The following is an 18207-nucleotide window of genomic DNA, read 5'->3' as shown; positions in this document are numbered from 1 at the left end:
GGCCCGCGTCCGGGCGCGGAACGAGCGGGCCCTGTTCACCGCCGAGTCGGACACCCGACGGGAACGCTGGGCCGACGCCGCGGAACGGCTCTCCACCGAGGTGGCCAAGGTCGTGGCGGACCGATGAGCACGGCCCGCCCGGACGGGCTGCTGCGGCAGCGCGACTTCCGGCTCCTGCGGACGGGGGTGACCACCAGCCGCTTCGGCAGCAGCATCACCGGCGTCGCCATGCCGCTCGTCGCGGTGGTCACCCTGGACGCGAGCACCTTCTGGGTGAGCGCCCTGGCCTCCACACCGTGCCTGCTCGGCATCCGTGCCACCGAACCGCCGCCGAAGCGGCCCGGGAGACCCGCGGCCCTGCGCCAGGACGTGGCGGAGGGCCTGCGGCACACCGTGGGCGACCCGTACCTCCGCGTCCTCACCACCTGCGGCACGGTCACCAACCTGCTGCTCACCGGCTACCAGGCCGTCCTGACCGTGTTCCGCGTCCGCGAACTCACGTCGGCGAGGCCACGGTGGGCTGACTCCTCGCGGGCAGCAGCGTGGGCAGCCTCCTCGGAGCCGTCGTCGCCACCCCGATGGCCCGACGCTTCGGCACCGCCCGCGGCATGCTCCTCTGCAAGTTCGCCACCGCCCGGTTCGGACCGCTCATCCCGCTGACCGAACCGGGCCGGCGGGTCCTGCTGCTGCCCGTCGGCGGCGCCGTCCTCGCCCTCGGCGTCGTGTCCGCCCACGTCGTCCAGGGCTCGTTCCGTCAGCGGTACTGCCCGCCGCGGCTCCTCGGCCGCGTCACCGCCGGCGTGGGGGCGGGCGCCCGGGCCTCACCAGCCGAAGCGGCGGTCCACCAGGGCGGCGAACTCCTCGAAGGTCAGGAGGCGGTCGCCGTTGAGGTCCGCCTCGTCGAACAGCGCCGACGACGCGTCGTCGTCCCCGACGCCCCATACCGGGATCACTCCACGCGCGGCGAGGGTCGGGCCCTTGGCCCGCAGGGCGCTGATGACCTCGGCCCGCGTCAGCGTGCCGTCCTGGTCGAGGTCGAGCGCGTCGAAGAGGGTCCGGGCCTTGTCGCTCATCGTGTGTCCTGTCCGCTGTCCACTGGTCGCGTTCCCCGGGTCGTACGTGGTCCGCGGGCGTCGGATCGGCCGACGCGTGTCGTAGGGGAAGACGTGGGACCCGCCCGCGGAGTTGCCTGCGGATTCCGTCGTCCGCGGAGCGTCCGGCCGGGCGGACCGAGGTTGTCCACAGGTCGCGGCGGACGGGCCCGGGGTGTCGGCGGGGGCGGCTAGGCTTCGGGAATGGTCCTTTCCGACGCATCCACCGAGATCTCCGACGCCGCGCGGGTCCTCCACCGTGTCTTCGGTTACAGCGCCTTCCGGGGCGAGCAGCAGGAGATCATCGAGCAGGTCGTCGGCGGCGGCGACGCGCTCGTCCTGATGCCGACCGGCGGCGGCAAGTCCCTCTGCTACCAGATCCCGGCCCTGGTCAGAGATGGTACGGGCGTGGTGATCTCGCCGCTCATCGCGCTGATGCAGGACCAGGTGGACGCGCTCAGGGCGCTCGGGGTGCGGGCCGGCTTCCTCAACTCGACGCAGGACCCGTACGAGCGGCAGGCCGTCGAGCAGGCCTTCCTCGCGGGCGAGCTCGACCTGCTCTACCTCGCCCCCGAGCGGCTGCGGACCGAGGGCACCCAGCGGCTGCTGGACCGGGGCACGGTGTCGCTCTTCGCGATCGACGAGGCGCACTGCGTCGCCCAGTGGGGCCACGACTTCCGGCCCGACTACCTCGCCCTGTCCATGCTGCACGAGCGCTGGCCGAAGGTGCCGCGGATCGCGCTGACCGCGACGGCGACGGAGGCCACCCACGCCGAGATCGCGGCGCGGCTCGGCCTGGAGGAGGCCCGGCACTTCGTCGCTGGCTTCGACCGGCCCAACATCCAGTACCGCATCGTCCCCAAGAACAACCCGCTCAAGCAGCTGCTCGACCTGATCAGGACCGAGCACGACGGGGACGCCGGAGTGGTCTACTGCCTGTCGCGCTCGTCGGTGGAGAAGACCGCGGCCGCCCTCGTGGAGCACGGCATCGACGCGGTGCCGTACCACGCGGGCATGGACGCCCGGGCGCGGGCGGCCAACCAGGCCCGCTTCCTGCGCGAGGACGGCGTCGTCGTGGTCGCGACGATCGCCTTCGGCATGGGCATCGACAAGCCGGACGTGCGGTTCGTCGCCCACCTCGACCTGCCGAAGTCCGTCGAGGGCTACTACCAGGAGACCGGCCGTGCCGGCCGAGACGGGGAACCGGCGACGGCGTGGCTGGCGTACGGCCTCCAGGACGTGGTCCAGCAGCGCAAGCTCATCGACGGCTCGGAGGGCGACGAGGCGCACCGCCGGGGGCTCGGCATGCACCTGGACGCCATGCTCGCGCTCTGCGAGACGGTCGACTGCCGCCGGGTCCGGCTCCTCGCGTACTTCGGGCAGTCCGGCGAGCCGTGCGGCAACTGCGACACCTGCCTGACGCCGGCCGAGTCCTGGGACGGGACGGTCGCGGCCCAGAAGCTGCTGTCCACGGTCTGGCGGCTGGCCAAGGAGCGGCGCCAGAAGTTCGGCGCCGGCCAGATCATCGACATCCTCCAGGGCAAGAAGACCGCCAAGGTCATCCAGTTCGACCACGACGGGCTGTCGGTCTTCGGCGTCGGCTCCGACCTCGGCACCGCGGAGTGGCGCGGTGTCGTGCGCCAGCTCCTCGCGCAGGGGCTGCTGGCGGTGGAGGGCGACTACGGCACGCTCGTCCTCACCGAGCGCAGCGGCGAGGTGCTCGGCGGTCGCCGGACCGTCCTCCTGCGCAAGGAGAAGGCCGCCGCGCCGTCCCGGAAGGAGCCCGGGGCGCGCTCGGGCAAGAGCGCCCGCGTGCCCGTCGACCTGCCGGCCGCTGCCGTCCCGGTCTTCGAGGCCCTCCGCGCCTGGCGCGCCGCGACCGCGCGCGAGCAGGGCGTCCCGGCGTACGTCGTCTTCCACGACGCCACCCTCCGCGAGATCGCGACCCTCTTCCCGGGCACGGTCGAGGAGCTCGGCACCGTCGGCGGCGTGGGCGAGGCGAAGCTCGCGAAGTACGCCGACGGCGTCCTCGCCGCCCTGGCGGAGTGCGAGGCCCCGGCGGCCGCCCCGGCCGCCGACGCGACGGCCCAAGCGGCGCCCGCCCCGGCCGCCCCCGCCTCCGCTCCCACCTCCACCCCTGGCACTTCCGCTCAGGCGCCCGCGCCCGCCGTCGCCGGTCCGGTCTCCCCACCGGCCGGGTCCTCCGGGCCCTCCCGCCCGGCGGGGCGGTCCTCCGCGCCGTACGACGACGAGCCGCCGCTCTTCTCCGACGACGAGACCGAGCCGCCCTGGGACGAATGGGAGTAGGGGGCACCCGCGCCCGGCCGGGAGCCGGCCGGGCGCTCAGACCGGCTGCGGGGTGAGGCGGGCGAGGCCCCTGCGGTCGTAGTAGCGGGTCATGCCGAAGCCGAAGAGCAGGGCGGCGGCCGTGCCGATCACGATCATGATCCAGCCCCGGGCCAGGCCGGCGTCGGCCTGCGCGTCGAAGTAGAGGATCGCCCGGACGCCGGCGCTGAGCTGGTGCATCGGCTCGAAGACGCCGAGGAAGCGGTAGAAGCCGGGCGTGGCCTCCAGCGGGACGGTCGCGCCGGAGGAGGGGAGGGCCAGGGCGATGAAGACGAACATCGAGACGAGCTGCCCGATGCCCCCGAAGGCCGCGTTGATGGCCTGGACGCCGAGGCCGACGGCGACCGTCGCGCAGTAGGAGAACAGCCACAGCATCGGCAGGTGCGAGGCGTCCATGCCGAGCAGCGCGATCGTCGCCACCATGACGAGCGTCGTGGTCAGGAGCGCGATCCCGGCGGTCATGACCATCTTCAGGACGAGGGTCTGGGTGCGGTCGACGGGCACGGTCGGCCGGCGCGTGTGCCAGGGGCCGAGCTCGCTGTCCGCGTAGCCGAGGGCGGTGTCGACCCCGGTGTTGACGAGGTTGCCCCCGATGAAGCCGCTGAGGACGAGCAGCAGGGTGTAGTAGAACGCGGTCAGGCCCAGGCCGCTGTGGGCACCGATGGGGTGCCCGGGGCGGGTGACGACGGCGACCGGGTCGGCCAGGAGCAGCCGGGTCGTGGGCACGGCGGAGGTGGCCGAGAGCTGCTTGCCGATGGTCAGGGACGCCTGGTGGGCGGCGTCCTGGTTGATCTGGGCCGTCAGGGACGACCCGAGGCTGCCGAGGCCGGGGTTGGTGAGCACGGTGAGCGTCGGCCGTACCGTCGCCCGGTTCGTGGTCAGGGCCGCGACGGTCGCGGTGAAGTCCTCGGGGACGACCAGCGCGCCGAAGACCTTCCCCGAGGCGAGCGCCTCCTGGGCTTCCTCGCGGCCGAGCAGGTGCCACTCCACGGAGTCCTTCCCCCGGGAGGCCGAGACGATCGCGTCGCTGATCTGCTGCCCCAGGTTCTCCGGCTGCCCCGGCAGCGGGTCGCCCCGGTCCTCGTCGACGAGGGCGACGGGCAGGTGGCGCAGGTTCTCGGACGGGTTGAGGACGCCGCCCGTGTAGAGGAGCGACAGCAGCAGGGCGACCAGGGCACTGAGGACCGCCGGTACGAGCCACAGCCTGGCGTTCCGGAGCAGGCGCCCCGCACGGACCTGGGGTCCCGGCGCGTCCGTGGGCTGCGAGGGGTCGGGGGTGTTCGGGGAGGTCATGGTGACATCGTCGACCGGCGCGCCCCCGGAGCCGCGAATGCGGACGATTCGGGCGGGGTGGGTGTGTCGGGCACTCCGTTTGCGGACCCGGAGCGCCCGCGTTTCAGTGGGAGCGACCCCCACGCGTCCCAGGAGCAGACATGTCGATGGCGTTCGGTTCCCCCTTTGGCTCGTCCGATCCGTTCAGCGACATGCTGAACCGGTTCTTCGGCATGTCACCGGCGTCGTCGCCCCCGGCGGTGCAGCGCGTCCCCATCGGGAGGCTGCTGACGGAGTCCTCGCACGAACTGCTCAACACGGCCGCCCGCAAGGCGGTGAAGGACGGCACGCCCGACCTCGACACGGAGCACCTGCTGTGGGCGGCCACCCAGGTCGACCCCGCCCGCAGGCTGCTGTCCCAGGTCGGCGTCGATCCCGACGCGCTCGCCTCCCAGCTCGACCAGGTGCTGCCGCGGGAGTCCGGCGAGCCGTCGTCCGAGCCCGGACTCACCCCGGCGGCCAAGCGCACCCTCGCCGCCGCCTACGGCCGCTCGCAGGCCGCCGGGGTGTCGTACATCGGCCCCGAGCACATCCTCGGCGCCCTCCTGGAGGACGCCGACTCCGGCGCCACCCGGCTGCTCCGGTCGGACGACGTGGACGTGCAGAAACTGCGCGGCCTCACGGACCAGCCGGGCCGCGGCGACGGCGGCGCGCCCGCCGCGGCGCGGCAGCAGCAGCCGGCGACGAGCCTCGACGAGTTCGGCCGGGACCTCACCGAGGAGGCGAGGGCGGGGAAGCTCGACCCCGTCGTCGGACGGGCCGAGGAGATCGAGCAGACCGTCGAGATCCTCTCCCGCCGCTCCAAGAACAACCCGGTGCTCATCGGCGAGCCCGGCGTCGGGAAGACCGCCATCGTGGAGGGCCTCGCCCAGCGCATCGTCGCGGACGAGGTGCCCGCGACCCTCAAGGGCAAGCGGGTCGTCTCCCTGGACCTGTCCGGCATGGTGGCCGGCGCGCAGTACCGCGGACAGTTCGAGGAGCGCCTGAAGAAGGTCATCGAGGACGTCCAGAACGCGAGCGGCGAGATCATCCTCTTCATCGACGAACTGCACACGGTCGTCGGCGCGGGCGCGACGGGCGAGGGCGCGATGGACGCGGGCAACATGCTCAAGCCCGCCCTCGCGCGCGGCGAGCTCCAGCTGGTGGGGGCGACCACCATCGACGAGTACCGCAAGCACATCGAGAAGGACGCCGCCCTCGAACGCCGCTTCCAGCCCGTGCTGATCCCGGAGCCGACGGTCGAGGAGACCGTCCAGATCCTCGAAGGACTGCGGGACGCGTACGAGGCCCACCACCAGGTCCGCTTCGCCGACGGGGCCCTCGCGGCGGCCGCGGAGCTCTCCGACCGGTACATCAGCGACCGGTTCCTGCCCGACAAGGCCATCGACCTGATGGACCAGGCCGGCGCCCGCGTGCGGCTCCGCTCCACCGGACGCTCCACCGAGGTGGTCAGCCGGGAGGACCGGCTCGCCAAGCTGCGGCGCGAGAAGGACCAGGCCGTCGCCGGCGAGGAGTTCGAGAAGGCGTCCGATCTGAAGCGCGAGATCGCCGAGGTGGAGGGCGAGCTCGCCGGCATCGAGGAGCGCCGCGAGGGCGTCGTCTCGGTGACGGCCGCAGACATCGCCGACATCGTCTCCCGGCGCACGGGCATCCCCGTCTCCCAGCTCACCGCCAGCGAGAAGGAGAAGCTCCTCAAGCTGGAGGAGGAGATGCACGCCAGGATCGTCGGCCAGGACGAGGCGGTCACCGCGGTCTCCGAAGCCGTGCGCCGCAACCGGGCCGGCATGGGCGACCCGAACCGCCCGGTCGGCTCCTTCCTCTTCCTCGGTCCCACCGGCGTCGGCAAGACCGAACTCGCCAAGACCCTCGCCGACCTGCTGTTCGGCGACGAGGACCGCATGATCCGGTTCGACATGAGCGAGTTCCAGGAGAAGCACACCGTCGCCCGGCTCGTCGGAGCTCCGCCCGGATACGTCGGTTACGAGGAGGCCGGCCAGCTCACCGAGAAGGTCAGGCGCCAGCCGTACAGCGTGGTGCTCTTCGACGAGGTGGAGAAGGGGCACCCGGACGTCTTCAACACGCTGCTCCAGATCCTCGACGACGGGCGCCTGACCGACGGCCAGGGCCGCACGGTCGACTTCCGCCACTGCGTCGTCATCATGACGTCCAACATCGGCGCGCACCGCATCCTCGCCCACGAGGGCGACGCGGCCGAGCTCAAGGACCAGCTGATGGGGGACCTGCGGGAACGCTTCCTGCCCGAGTTCCTCAACCGCATCGACGACATCATCGTCTTCCACAGCCTCACCGAGGACGACCTGTCCGAGATCGTCGACCACCTCCTGGACCGCAGCAAGCACCGCGTCCACGCCCAGGGCATGACCCTGGAGGTCACCGAGGCCGCGAAGAAGCTGCTCGTCGCCCACGGCTACCAGCCGGCGTTCGGCGCCCGCCCGCTGCGGCGCACCATCCAGACCGAACTCGACAACCGGGTCGCCTCGCTGCTCCTCGGCGGCGAGGCCGATCCCGGCGACACCCTCGTCGCCGACGTCGTGGACGACTCGCTGCACTGCACCGTCCGCAAGCCGGAACCGGGCGCCGGGCCCGCCGCGGACGAGCCGTCCGCGACGGCCGCCGGCGCCTGAGCGGCCGGAACGCTCCGGGCGTGCCGGCAGCCGGTCGGTGGCGGGCCGCGGGGCGCGCCCTGTCCCCCCGGGGCGCGCTCGCCCTGCAGAGCGTCGACGGCGCCCTGTCGTTCGCGGTCCGCGCGGCCGTCGCCATGGCGGTGCCCGCCGTGCCGATGGCCCTCGCGGGGCGCGCCGACCAGGCCGTCTACGCCATGCTGGGCTCGTTCACCACCACGTTCGGCCGCAACCTTCCGTACGCGCGCCGGGCCCGCGTCCTCGCGGTCGTCGCCGTGGCCATGACGGCGTGCGTCGGCCTCGGCGCCGCGCTCGCCGCGTGGGCGCACCCGCGGGACGGCGGCGCGGGCGCCGCGCTGGTGGTGGGCGCCACGGCGGTGGTGGCGGGCGCCGCCAAGTTCGCCTGCGACGCGGCGCGGTTGCGCGGCCTCGGCGCCGTCCTGCTGCTCTTCTCCTTCGCCGTGGCCGCCAACGGCGACTCCACCCCCTCCGACGTCCTTCCGCAGACCGCCCTGGCCGCCACCGGCGCCGCCGTCGCCTGGCTCCTCGCCATGGCCGGCCGGTTCACGCATCCGGACCGGCCGCAGCGGCTCGCGGTGGCCGCCGCGCTCCGGGAGCTCGCCGACCTGCGGGAGGCGACGGGCGCGGGCCGGGGCAGCGGGCTCGTACGCCACCGGGCGACCGCCGCCGTCCTCCAGGCGTACCGGACGCTGGGCCGTCCGCCGCCGTCCGCCGCCGACCGGGGCGACCGGGACGGCACCTGCCTCCGGCTCACCGACCTGTGCTGGTCGCTGCTCATCGGGTCGCCCGGCGGGCCCCCGGACGACCCCGCCGCCCTGGCGGAGCCGCTGCGCCGGCACGCCCGGCTGCTGGTGAGCCGCCGGCGCCGGCTCCCCGACGTGCTGCCCGAGCCGGCGGCGCCCGCCCCTGCCGGGCCGGTCCCGGGCCGCCTCCCTGTGCCGCCCGGTCCCGGCAGCCGGGAGGCCGCCGAACTGCGGGCCGCCGAGCTGGTGACGGGGCGTCACCACAGCCGCGCAGCGGTCCTGTTCGTGCCCGCCCTGCGGATGACCCTCGGCACCGGGCTCGCCGGCGGGACGGCCCTCCTCCTGGGGCTCGGCCACGGCTACTGGGCGGCGATCTCCGCGGCCGCGGTCCTGCACTCGATCAACGTGCGCACGGCGGCGCAGCGGGCCGTGCAGCGCACCCTGGGCACGGTCGCGGGCCTGCTGATCGCCTTCGGCGTGCTCGCCGCGGACCCGGGGCAGGTGGCGCTCGTCCTGGTGATCGTGCTGCTCGAGTTCCTGCTCGAGTACGTCGTGGCCCGCAACTACGGGCTCGGTGTCGTCTTCCTCACCCCGCTCGCCCTGCTGCTCTCGGACCTCGCCGCGCCCGCCTCGGCGGGGACCCTCGTCGCGGACCGCGCCCTGGGCAGCGTCCTCGGGGTCGGCATCGCGCTGGGCTGCGCGCTCCTGGTGGTCCACGACCGTGCCGCCGTCCGGGCGGAACGCGCGCTCGTCGCCTGCGCGGCGGCATCCGACCGGGCCGAACGCGCCCTGGACGAGCGGGCGGTGGGCTCGTTCCCGGCCGTCCAGGCGGACCTCGCGGCCGCCGTGGTGGAGCTGCGCGAGGCCGACGACGCCGCGGCGGGCGAGCTCTGGCAGGCGGAGATCGACCCCACCGAACTCGCCGCCGCGGAACGGCGCGCCTTCCTCCTCCTGGAGCGGTTCCTCCGGTGGCGGTGAACGCCCTCCGGCCGGCGCCGCCCCGCCGCCGTCAGCCGGCGGGGGCGATCGTGACCTTGACGTGCTTCATGATCGGCTGGTCGCTCTGGGTGCTGTGGTCGACCAGCGCGCACAGCACGTTCATCTCCGGCATGTAGCCGGCGGCGCAGCCGCGCGGGATGTCGTACGGGATGGCGAGGTAGCCGCGCAGGGACCGTCGGCTGCCGTCCTTCGCGGTGCTCGTGATGTCGACGGGGCCGAGGTCGGCGATCCCGCGCTCCCGCATGTCGGCCCGGTTCATGAAGACCAGCGTGCGCAGGTTCCTGATGCCCCGGTAGCGGTCGTTGTCGGAGTAGATGGTGGTGTTCCACTGGTCGTGGGAGCGCATGGTGCCCAGGGCCAGGGTGCCGGGCGCGGGGACGACGTCGGGGAGCTCGGCGGCGGAGAACTCGGCGCGCCCCGAGGGCGTGAGGAAGACGAGCTCCCTGGCGGGCTGCTTGATGCGGAAGCCGAGGGGCAGCCGCACCCGCCGGTTGAAGTCCTCGAAGCCGTCGAGGGCCCTGGCCATGGTGTCGCGGATGCGGTCGTAGTCCTCGACGTACCACTCCCACGGCGTGGCGCTGTCGGGCAGCGCGGCGCGCGCCATCCCGGCGATGACGGCCGGCTCGGAGAGCAGGTGGGGCGAGGCGGGGCGCTTCATGCCGACCGACAGGTGCACCATGCTCATCGAGTCCTCGACGGAGGTGCTCTGGATCCCCTTGCGCTGGTGGTCCTTCTCCGTGCGGCCGAGGCAGGGGAGGATGAGCGCCCCGGCGCCGTGGACGATGTGGCTGCGGTTCAGCTTGGTGCTCACCTGCACGGTGAGGTCGCAGTTCCGCAGGGCGGCGTACGTGACCGGGGTGTCGGGCGCGGCGAGGGCGAAGTTGCCGCCCATGCCGACGAAGACCTTGATGCCGCCGCGGCCCATCGCCTCGATGGTGCGGACGGTGTCGAGGCCGTGCGCGCGCGGCGGGTCGATCCCGCAGACCTCGGCGAGGCGGTCGAGGAACGCGTCGCTCGGGCGGTGGTCGATGCCGCAGGTGCGGTTGCCCTGGACGTTGCTGTGGCCGCGGACGGGGGAGGGGCCCGCGCCCTCCCGGCCGAGGTTGCCGCGGAGCAGCAGCAGGTTGACGATCTCGCGGACGGTGTCCACGCCGTGTTCGTGCTGGGTGACGCCCAGGCACCAGCTGACGATGGAGCGGTCGGCCTCGCCGTACACCCGCGCGGCCCGGAGGATGTCGGCGCGGGTCAGCCCGGACTGCCGTTCCAGCTCGTCCCACGACGTGGCCTCGCACAGGGCGCGGTACGCCTCGAATCCGCTGGTGTGCCGCTCGATGAACTCCCGGTCGAGGGCCTTGGGGTCGGTCGCGGACTGTTCCAGGATCGCCTTGGCCATGCCGCGCACCAGCGCCATGTCGCCGCCGATGCGGGGCTGGAGGTTCAGGGTGCTGGTCCTGGTCGACTTGAACAGAGCCATGTCCGTGAAGTCGTGCGGGACGATGGTGCGGGTCGCCGCCGCCTCCACCAGCGGGTTGACGTGCACGACGGCGGCGCCGCGGTGGTAGGCCGCGGCGAGCGCGGTGAGCATGCGGGGCGCGTTGGAGGCGGCGTTGACGCCGAAGATGAACAGCGCGTCGGCCGTCTCCCAGTCCGCGAGGTCGACGGTCCCCTTGCCGGTGCCCAGGGACGCCTGGAGGGCACGGCCGCTGGCCTCGTGGCACATGTTGGAGCAGTCGGGCAGGTTGTTCGTGCCCAGTTCGCGGGCCATCAGCTGGTAGAGGAAGGTGGCCTCGTTGCCCAGCCGGCCGGAGGTGTAGAACGACGCCTGGTTCGGGTCGTCGAGCTCGCGCAGCGCCCGGCCGACGACCTCGAAGGCGTCCTTCCAGCTGATCGGCACGTAGTGGTCGGACGCGGGGTCGTAGACCATCGGCTCGGTCAGCCGACCCTGGTCCTCCAGGTCGTAGTCGCTCCACCCGGCCAGCTCGGTCACCGAGTGGGCGGCGAAGAAGTCGCGCCCGACCCGCTTGCCGGTCATCTCCCAGGTGACGTGCTTGATGCCGTTCTCGCAGATGTCCAGGTGCAGGCCCTTGGTGTCGTCGGGCCACGCGCAGCCGGGGCAGTCGAAACCGGTGTTCTCGTGGTTCATCCGCATGATCGCCCGCGGACCGTCCACCAGCGCCTTCTCGCGCAGGAGGAAGTTCGTCACGCTCTTGGCGGCGCCCCAGCCCGCGGCGGGGTGATGGTAGGGCTCGAACCGCGGTTCGCCTTCGGGCGCGGGTCCCACCCGGTGTTCCAGGGGCTCCTGCCCGTCCTGGGCGGTGTTCTTGTCCTGGTCGGCGCTCACGGGCTTCACCCTCTCGCCCGGCGGAAGCGCGGGGACGGTGGGACACGGGGACCCCTCTGGGCAGGCTAAGCCCGGTGTTCCCCGCCTGCCACTCGGTGCCGGGACCGCTCCGCCGGGCTGCGTACCGGATCATGCCCCCCTACGCTGACGCTGTCCCTTTCCTCCGCTTTCCGGTCTTCTCCGGGGGAGCCGGTCCTCTCCGTGGGAGCGCCATGGCCGTACCCCAGCCCGTCGTGGCGTCGCCGCCGCGCGCGGCCGTGTTCCTGGTGGTCACCGTCAACCCCGGCGGCGAGCCCGCCGTGCGGGAGGTGCTCCGGGACCTGGCGGGCCTGACGCGCTCCGTGGCGTTCCGCGCCCCCGACGACCGCCTCACCTGCATCACCGGCATCGGCTCCGGCGGGTGGGACCGGCTCGTCGGCGGACCGCGCCCCCGCGAACTGCACCCCTTCGTGCCCCTGCGCGGTCCCCGCCACCTGGCGCCGGCCACGCCCGGCGACCTCCTCTTCCACCTGCGCGCCCGCCGCGCGGACCTCTGCTTCGAGCTGGCCCGGCTGATCGTGGACGGACTCGGCGCCGCGGCGACCGTCGTCGACGAGGTGCACGGCTTCACCTACTTCGACCAGCGCGACCTGCTGGGATTCGTCGACGGCAGCGAGAACCCGACGGGCGCCACCGCCCTCGACGTGGTCCACATCGGCGACGAGGACCCGGACTTCCGGGGCGGCAGCTACGTCATCGTGCAGAAGTACGTGCACGACATGGCCGCGTGGGACGCGCTCACCGACGAGGAGCAGGGGAACGTCATCGGACGCGGCAAGGCGTCCAACGTCGAACTCCCCGACGACGTGAAGCCCGCGAACTCGCACGTCGCCCTCAACACGATCGTCGACGAGGACGGCGTCCAGCAGCAGATCCTCCGCGACAACATGCCGTTCGGGCGGGTCGGCACCGGCGAGTTCGGCACGTACTTCATCGGGTACGCGCGGACGCCCGCCGTCACCGAGCGCATGCTGCGCAACATGTTCCTCGGCGATCCACCGGGCAACACGGACCGCATCCTCGACTTCTCCCGGGCCGTGACCGGCGGCCTCTTCTTCGTACCGAGCGCCGACCTCCTCGACGACCTTCCCGCCGCGCCGCCGCCGGCCGCCGCCGTACCCGGGGACTCCCTGGGCATCGGCGGCCTGAAAGGAGCCTGAGCCCATGACGACCCCCGACGTCACGAACAACCTGCACCGCGAACTCGCCCCGATCACCCCCGCCGCCTGGGCCGAGATCGAGGAGGAGGCCCGCCGCACCTTCCGGCGCCACGTCGCGGGCCGCCGCGTCGTCGACGTCCCCGACCCGGCGGGGCCCCGGCTCGCCGCCGTCGGCACCGGGCACCTCACCGCGATGGAACCGCCCGCCCCGGGCGTCACCGCGCGGCTGCGCGAGGTGAAGCCCCTCGTGGAGCTCAGGGTGCCGTTCACCGTCGACCGGGCCGCCGTCGACGACGTCGAGCGCGGCTCCAAGGACTCCGACTGGCAGCCCGTCAAGGACGCGGCCCGGACCATGGCCTTCGTCGAGGACCGGGCCGTCTTCGACGGCTACGGGGCCGCCGGCGTCGACGGGCTGCGTGCCCGGAGCTCCAACCCGGTGGTCCAGCTGCCCCAGGAGCCGAGCGACTACCCGGACGCGGTCAGCCGGGCCCTGACCTCGCTGCGCCTCGCGGGCGTCGACGGACCGTACGCGCTGCTCCTCGGCGCCGACCAGTACCGGGCGGTCAGCGAGACCTCCGACCACGGCTACCCGATCGCGGCGCACCTCGGCCGGATGCTGGACGGCTCCCCGATCTGGGCGCCCGCCCTCAGTGGCGGCTTCGTGCTGTCGACCCGCGGCGGCGACTTCGAGCTCCTCCTCGGCCAGGACGTGGCGATCGGCTACTCGGGGCACGACGAGAACAGCGTCCACCTGTACTTCCACGAGACGCTGACCTTCCTGACGTACACGGACGAGGCCGTGGTCGTCCTGGAGGCCTGAGCGGTGCGCCGCCCGATCACCGGCGCGGTGTCCAGGCTCGCCGGATCGGCGCTCGTCGGGGCCGTGGTCGGCGCGGTCGTCGCCGGGCCGACCGACGCCCCGCTCGGCGTCCTCGCGGGCATCGCCACCGCGGAGACCCTCTTCGTCGTCGCCGGATGGCTCGTCCTGTGGCCCATGGACGCCACCACCACCCACCGCAACGTCCGGCGCGAGGAGTTCCGGCCGGTCGTCGAGGAGCTCGCCGTCGTCGCGACCGCGGTCTGCGGCCTCGTCGGGATCGTCGGGATGCTGGTCGTCGGCCGGTCCGCCCTGAGCCACGCGGCGGCGGCCACCGCCCTCTGCGGGGTCTTCATGGCCTGGGCGGCGCTCCACCTGACGTACGCCACCCGGTACGCGTACCTCTACTACGCGCTGAAACCCGGCGGCGGGATCGACTTCAACTCCCCGGTCCCGCCGCGGTACAGCGACTTCCTCTACTTCAGCTACAACCTCGGCATGACGTACCAGGTGTCCGACACGAACGTCTCCAGCACCGGGATCCGCGCGGTCGCCCTGCGGCACTGCCTGCTGTCGTACGTCTTCGGGGCGAGCATCCTGGCCACCACGATCAACCTGGTGACCGGCGTCGTCACGGGCTGACCCGGACGCTCCGGCGGCCGCGGGTCAGCGCCGCCACCACGGTTCGCGCACGAAGCGGCTCTCGTCGCTCGTACAGCCCAGGCCGTTGGAGATCTCCTCGGTGTCCAGGTTCCAGCCCACCACGCCGTCGCCCTCGCGGCCCAGTTCGATCAGGCGGTCGCTCGTGGTCTCGCCGCCGGCGGTGACCCGGCAGGTGACGACGGTCGTCCAGGACTGCCCGTTCAGGGCGGAGGCGAGGGCGAGCAGGGGCAGCGCGACCACGACCAGGCAGGCCGCGGCCCACTGCTCGACCGAGGCGGCCCGGCGCAGCCAGGCCGGCGGCCGGTAGGCGTCGCTCCCGTCCTCGCCGCCGGGGTTCCCGTGCCGGTGGTGCGGTCGGCGCCGTCCGGTGCGGTACTCCACGACCACGCCCTTGCGCAGCGCGTACGCCGCGAGGCCGGTGGCCAGCCCCCACCAGGGCCCGAAGAAGCAGGCGTCGACGACCCCCACCGCGACCGGGTTGACGACGGTGAGGGCCGCCCGCCGGGCCGCCCCGGCGAGGCCGTCGCCCAGCGGGATCGCGCCGCGCGCGGCGAACAGCGCGAACACCACCCGGGATACGACGACGCCGAGGACGGAGCCGAGGAGCGGATCGGTGATGACCATGCCGAGCACGACGTCGGGCCAGTTGCCCGGCTCCATGCCGAAGAGGACGTCGCCGACCGCGTCGCCGCCGCCGACCGTGTACGCCACCTTGGTGATGGGCAGGGCGAGCGCCAGGGCCATCAGGACGGTGTGTCCGGGACCGCCCTTGCGGTCGGCCTCCTTGGCCTCGTTCCCGGCCTCGCCCTCGGTGGCGGTGTCCGGCACGGCGGTCAGCCGAGCGAGAGCACGACCGCCGTGGTCCGCCCCGCGGGCGTCGCGTACGTCACGGTGTCGCCGGCGCGGTGGCCGAGGAGCGACCGGCCGAGCGGGCTGTCCGCCGTCACGAGGGCGGGGTCCTCGGCGTCGGCGAGCTCGCCGATGTGGAAGGCCGACTCCGTGCCGTCCGAGAAGCGCACGGTCACGGAACTGCCGACGCCGATGGTGCCGGTGGAGGGCGTTCCGGCGGCGGCCCCCTCCTGAAGCCGTCCGTCGATCTCGGCGATGCGGGCGTCGAGCCGCGCGAGCTCGTCGGCCCGCTGCAACTCGTCCGCCTGGTCGGCCCGGTCGCCGACCTCGTCGTCGGGGCCGCCGAGGGTGGCGGCCACGTTCGCGCGCTCCGTGCGCAGATCGGCGAGCTCCCGCCGGAGCGCCTCGCCGGCCGCGGCGCTGAGGGGTTCGGGTCCACCGGTCATTGCTGCTCCCGTTCTGCGACGGCACGACGGAGTGCCGGGTGGAAAGTGCCAGGCAAAAGTGAGGAAAGGGGCATTTCGAGACTAACAGTGGATCGTCGCAGCGGGGCGGGGGCGCGGGCCGGACGATCCTCCGGCGTCCGCGGGCCGTCGCCCGCGCCGGTACGCGCGCCGCCTTCCCCGACGGTCACCCCTTCGGGCTCGGCGGCGGAGCCACCACCGGGATGTCGAACACGTGGTCGGGGGCCACGATGCGGGTGATCGCCTGCCCGAAGAGGGTGCTGGGCTCGATGTTGTCGTGGAGGACGTCCGTGCTGAGGAGGACGACCAGAGTGGCCTGCGACTCCGGCAGGTAGAGGGTGAGCGACTCGTAGCCGGGCAGGGAGCCGTTGTGGCCGATCCAGCCCTGGATGTCGAAGATGCCGAGACCGTAGCCCGCGCCGGGGACGCCCGACGGATAGGTCTTGAGGCGCTCGGCCTGGGTCTTCGGCGTCAGCAGGGTCCCGGTGGCGACCGTCCTGGCCCAGGACCGCATGTCCTGGAGGTCGGAGATCATCGCGCCCGCCGCCCAGCCCCAGGACGGGTTCCAGTCGGTGGAGTCCTCCAGCTTCCCCGAGGCGGTCTGCACCGTGTAGCCGTGGGCGTGCGGACTCGGGAAGTCGGACTCGGCCGCAGGGACGGCGCCGGCCACCACGGGTGCGGGAACCGGGGGTTCGGCGGCGAAGGCGGTGCCGGCGCCGACCGGGGCGGCGAAGACGCCCAGGGCCGCGAGCGCCGCGCAGGCGCGGCGGCTCCGTGCTGTGCGCGAGTACCTCACGGCGGGCCTCCTGCCGGCCGGGGACAACACTCCACCTTCAGGCCAGGTCGGCCGGGGCGGCCGCGCGCGCCGACCCGGGGGCCCGTCTGTTACGTTGCGCCTGCCCGGCCTCAGGGCCGGCAAGCGCTCCCGGTCGAGAGGAAGAAGCACACGATGGCCGTCATCCACCACACGACGATGCAGCCCACCAAGCTGGAGCTGCTGACCGCGTGGCTGCCCACGCGGTCCTGGTACACCGAAGGGGACGGCGGGCCGCGGCCGGTCAAGGCGGGCGGGTTCCGGCTCGACGACCCTGAGGGCGAGGTCGGCATCGAGTTCATGGCGGTGGCCGACGGCACCGAGGACGACGCCGTCGTCCACCTCGTCCCCATGACCTACCGCGGAGCCCCGCTCGAAGGCGCCGAGCACGCCCTCATCGGCACCTCCGAGCACGGCGTCCTCGGCACCCGCTGGATCTACGACGGCACCCACGACCCGGTCCTCGTCGCCCAGTTGTACGCCCTCCTCGCCGGAAACGCCGTCGCGCAGCACCAGTCGCAGGACGACACCCCGGACCCCACCGTCGTCGCCGCCTACACCCCCGACGCCGACGCCGCCGAGCTGGTCCGGGCCGCCGACGGCTCCGGCCACACCGACATCGTCGTACGCGCCCTCGGCACGCCCGACGCCACCGAACTGACCCTCCGCGTACGACGCGTCCTGCACGCCGGAACGGACAGCGCCCCGGCCGCCGGCCGGCTCACCGCCGACTGGCTGCTCCCGGACGGCACCACCGCCCGCGGCACGTGCGTCGATGTCCTGGCGGCCGAAGGTCCGCTGAGCTAGACCCAGTTGACCTCGGCCTCGGCGAGCAGCGGGTCGTCGATCATCTCCCACAGCGGGACGGCGAAGTTGCCGGTGCGGTAGCGGCCGCCGAAGTGGAGGCCGAGGACGCGGTGGTCGGTCAGGTCGAAGACGGGGGAGCCGCTGTTGCCGCCGAGGGTGGAGCAGTCGTGCTTCATCACCAGGCCGCCCGGAGTGAACTCGGTGGCGACGCCGGGCTGGAGGCGCTTGACGTTGTAGACGTCCATGAAGATCCGGCGCATCGACTCGGGCTCGTTGCGCCGGCCGTCCCAGGCCGGGTACCCCACCACGTACACCGGGCGGCCCGGCACGCTCTCCGGGGCGTCCGCGGCGACCGCGAGGGGGCTGGGCAGGGCGCCGTCCGCGGACGGCTCGACCCGCAGCAGGGCCATGTCGACGTCCGGGTGGATGCCGATGACCTCGACGACCTCGTACGGGGCCGTGGCCGCGTTCGGCACTCCGTCGACGGGCAGCTCCTCGGCCGGGTCGACCCGCGCCGACATGCCGTACTCGAGCGTCCAGCGACCGTGGCCGTCCTCGAGCCGGCTGAACTCCACGGCCACGTGACGGTTGGTCATGACCGTGCGCGGGCCCACGAGGAACGCCGTGCCGATCCAGTCGAGCCGGGGGTGCCCGGAGACCTCGACCCGGCCGACCCGCAGGAAGGACTCGCGGATCGCCGCGCGGTGCCCGTCGAGCACCGACCACTCGTCCCGCTGCGGGGCGAAGTCCTGCCGCTGCACCAGGATCGCGGGGCGGCCCTCCAGGAGGACGATCGCCTCCACACCGAACGACTCGTCCGGATCCAGCTCGTCCTCGCGGTGCGCGGCCAGCTTCTCCAGGCCGCTCACCCCCGCCTCCAGGACGCGGGCCCGCTCCTCACGGGCGAAGCGGGAGATCTCCGCCGCCGGCGCCACGTCGGGGGGGAGTTCCTGTGCGGACTCGGCGATCTCCGCCTCCAGATCCGCGCGCACGCGCGCCGCGACTTCCTGCAGATCGCCGAAGATCTGCTCGGTGGCCGTCGCGACCGGTGACACGTTCCGCGATCCGTTCGGCATGCT

Annotated in this window: 14 protein-coding genes and 1 pseudogene; 8 read left to right on the top strand and 7 right to left on the bottom strand. The window is 73.5% G+C overall.

The features are described from left to right. Window positions 1–123: 123 nt before the first annotated feature. A complete protein-coding gene (locus ACIQFX_RS17075; protein ID WP_402463767.1) occupies window positions 124–660 on the top strand; it encodes a hypothetical protein in 537 nt (178 codons plus the stop codon). A gap of 161 nt (window positions 661–821) precedes the next feature. On the opposite strand, the gene ACIQFX_RS17070 is transcribed toward ACIQFX_RS17075, so the two are convergent. After that, window positions 822–1073 (bottom strand): EF-hand domain-containing protein, encoded by a 252-nt coding sequence (locus ACIQFX_RS17070; RefSeq protein WP_402463765.1) that lies wholly within the window; start codon window positions 1071–1073, stop codon window positions 822–824. Between the two features lie 222 nt (window positions 1074–1295). Between ACIQFX_RS17070 and recQ the strand changes: the two genes are divergently transcribed. Then, complete coding sequence (gene recQ / locus ACIQFX_RS17065; protein WP_402463763.1) at window positions 1296–3398, top strand: DNA helicase RecQ; 2103 nt, start codon at window positions 1296–1298, stop codon at window positions 3396–3398. A 36-nt stretch (window positions 3399–3434) separates the two neighbouring features. Here the strand turns inward: recQ and ACIQFX_RS17060 are convergent, their stop codons facing one another. Continuing rightward, window positions 3435–4730, bottom strand: a complete 1296-nt coding sequence (locus ACIQFX_RS17060; protein ID WP_402463761.1) for a YhgE/Pip domain-containing protein — start codon at window positions 4728–4730, stop codon at window positions 3435–3437. Window positions 4731–4870: 140 nt separating this feature from the next. Between ACIQFX_RS17060 and ACIQFX_RS17055 the strand changes: the two genes are divergently transcribed. Together ACIQFX_RS17055 and ACIQFX_RS17050 are read left to right on the top strand one after the other, a co-directional pair. Next, a complete protein-coding gene (locus tag ACIQFX_RS17055) occupies window positions 4871–7414 on the top strand; it encodes an ATP-dependent Clp protease ATP-binding subunit (RefSeq protein ID WP_402463759.1) in 2544 nt (847 codons plus the stop codon). A gap of 20 nt (window positions 7415–7434) precedes the next feature. Next, window positions 7435–9153 (top strand): FUSC family protein, encoded by a 1719-nt coding sequence (locus ACIQFX_RS17050; RefSeq protein ID WP_402463757.1) that lies wholly within the window; start codon window positions 7435–7437, stop codon window positions 9151–9153. A 31-nt stretch (window positions 9154–9184) separates the two neighbouring features. Here the strand turns inward: ACIQFX_RS17050 and ACIQFX_RS17045 are convergent, their stop codons facing one another. Beyond that, window positions 9185–11515, bottom strand: coding sequence for an FdhF/YdeP family oxidoreductase (locus ACIQFX_RS17045; protein ID WP_402463755.1), 2331 nt, complete (start codon window positions 11513–11515; stop codon window positions 9185–9187). Window positions 11516–11727: 212 nt separating this feature from the next. Between ACIQFX_RS17045 and ACIQFX_RS17040 the strand changes: the two genes are divergently transcribed. The 3 genes from ACIQFX_RS17040 to ACIQFX_RS17030 are packed head-to-tail and all read left to right on the top strand — an operon-like array spanning window position 11728 to window position 14173. Next, complete coding sequence (locus ACIQFX_RS17040) at window positions 11728–12714, top strand: Dyp-type peroxidase (protein WP_402463753.1); 987 nt, start codon at window positions 11728–11730, stop codon at window positions 12712–12714. 4 nt (window positions 12715–12718) lie between these two features. Further along, the gene (locus tag ACIQFX_RS17035; RefSeq protein WP_402463751.1) at window positions 12719–13534 is read left to right on the top strand and encodes a family 1 encapsulin nanocompartment shell protein; all 816 of its coding nucleotides are present in this window, start codon (window positions 12719–12721) and stop codon (window positions 13532–13534) included. A 3-nt stretch (window positions 13535–13537) separates the two neighbouring features. Further along, a complete protein-coding gene (locus tag ACIQFX_RS17030; RefSeq protein ID WP_402463749.1) occupies window positions 13538–14173 on the top strand; it encodes a DUF1345 domain-containing protein in 636 nt (211 codons plus the stop codon). Window positions 14174–14197: 24 nt separating this feature from the next. On the opposite strand, the gene ACIQFX_RS17025 is transcribed toward ACIQFX_RS17030, so the two are convergent. From ACIQFX_RS17025 to ACIQFX_RS17015, 3 genes and pseudogenes are all read right to left on the bottom strand, one after another. Further along, entirely contained in the window at window positions 14198–15022 is an 825-nt protein-coding gene (locus ACIQFX_RS17025; protein WP_402463747.1) for a hypothetical protein, read from the bottom strand. 5 nt (window positions 15023–15027) lie between these two features. Next, complete coding sequence (locus ACIQFX_RS17020) at window positions 15028–15489, bottom strand: GreA/GreB family elongation factor (RefSeq protein WP_402463745.1); 462 nt, start codon at window positions 15487–15489, stop codon at window positions 15028–15030. A 184-nt stretch (window positions 15490–15673) separates the two neighbouring features. Then, a pseudogene (locus ACIQFX_RS17015) lies at window positions 15674–16150 on the bottom strand (serine hydrolase); the annotation flags it as partial. A 306-nt stretch (window positions 16151–16456) separates the two neighbouring features. Here ACIQFX_RS17015 and ACIQFX_RS17010 point away from each other — a divergent pair. Continuing rightward, window positions 16457–17128, top strand: a complete 672-nt coding sequence (locus tag ACIQFX_RS17010) for a 1,4-alpha-glucan branching protein (protein WP_402463743.1) — start codon at window positions 16457–16459, stop codon at window positions 17126–17128. Here ACIQFX_RS17010 and ACIQFX_RS17005 read toward each other — a convergent pair. Continuing rightward, on the bottom strand, window positions 17125–18204 hold the full coding sequence (locus ACIQFX_RS17005; protein ID WP_402463741.1) for a trypsin-like serine peptidase: 1080 nt from the start codon (window positions 18202–18204) through the stop codon (window positions 17125–17127). The genes ACIQFX_RS17010 and ACIQFX_RS17005 overlap by 4 nt on opposite strands. Window positions 18205–18207: the final 3 nt, after the last annotated feature.

The sequence above is a fragment of the Streptomyces sp. NPDC093089 genome, assembly GCF_044754405.1.
Lineage (GTDB): Bacteria > Actinomycetota > Actinomycetes > Streptomycetales > Streptomycetaceae > Streptomyces.
This window is presented reverse-complemented; position numbering and strand designations above follow the sequence as displayed.

What these genes read in the sequence shown, in the direction of transcription:
- ACIQFX_RS17075 (WP_402463767.1), top strand. Translation starts at nt 124, where the DNA reads ATGAGCACGGCCCGCCCGGACGGGCTGCTGCGGCAGCGCGACTTCCGG.
- ACIQFX_RS17020 (WP_402463745.1), bottom strand. Translation starts at nt 15,489, where the DNA reads ATGACCGGTGGACCCGAACCCCTCAGCGCCGCGGCCGGCGAGGCGCTC.
- ACIQFX_RS17010 (WP_402463743.1), top strand. Translation starts at nt 16,457, where the DNA reads ATGGCCGTCATCCACCACACGACGATGCAGCCCACCAAGCTGGAGCTG.
- ACIQFX_RS17005 (WP_402463741.1), bottom strand. Translation starts at nt 18,204, where the DNA reads ATGCCGAACGGATCGCGGAACGTGTCACCGGTCGCGACGGCCACCGAG.
- ACIQFX_RS17060 (WP_402463761.1), bottom strand. Translation starts at nt 4,730, where the DNA reads ATGACCTCCCCGAACACCCCCGACCCCTCGCAGCCCACGGACGCGCCG.
- ACIQFX_RS17035 (WP_402463751.1), top strand. Translation starts at nt 12,719, where the DNA reads ATGACGACCCCCGACGTCACGAACAACCTGCACCGCGAACTCGCCCCG.
- ACIQFX_RS17040 (WP_402463753.1), top strand. Translation starts at nt 11,728, where the DNA reads ATGGCCGTACCCCAGCCCGTCGTGGCGTCGCCGCCGCGCGCGGCCGTG.
- recQ (WP_402463763.1), top strand. Translation starts at nt 1,296, where the DNA reads ATGGTCCTTTCCGACGCATCCACCGAGATCTCCGACGCCGCGCGGGTC.
- ACIQFX_RS17055 (WP_402463759.1), top strand. Translation starts at nt 4,871, where the DNA reads ATGTCGATGGCGTTCGGTTCCCCCTTTGGCTCGTCCGATCCGTTCAGC.
- ACIQFX_RS17070 (WP_402463765.1), bottom strand. Translation starts at nt 1,073, where the DNA reads ATGAGCGACAAGGCCCGGACCCTCTTCGACGCGCTCGACCTCGACCAG.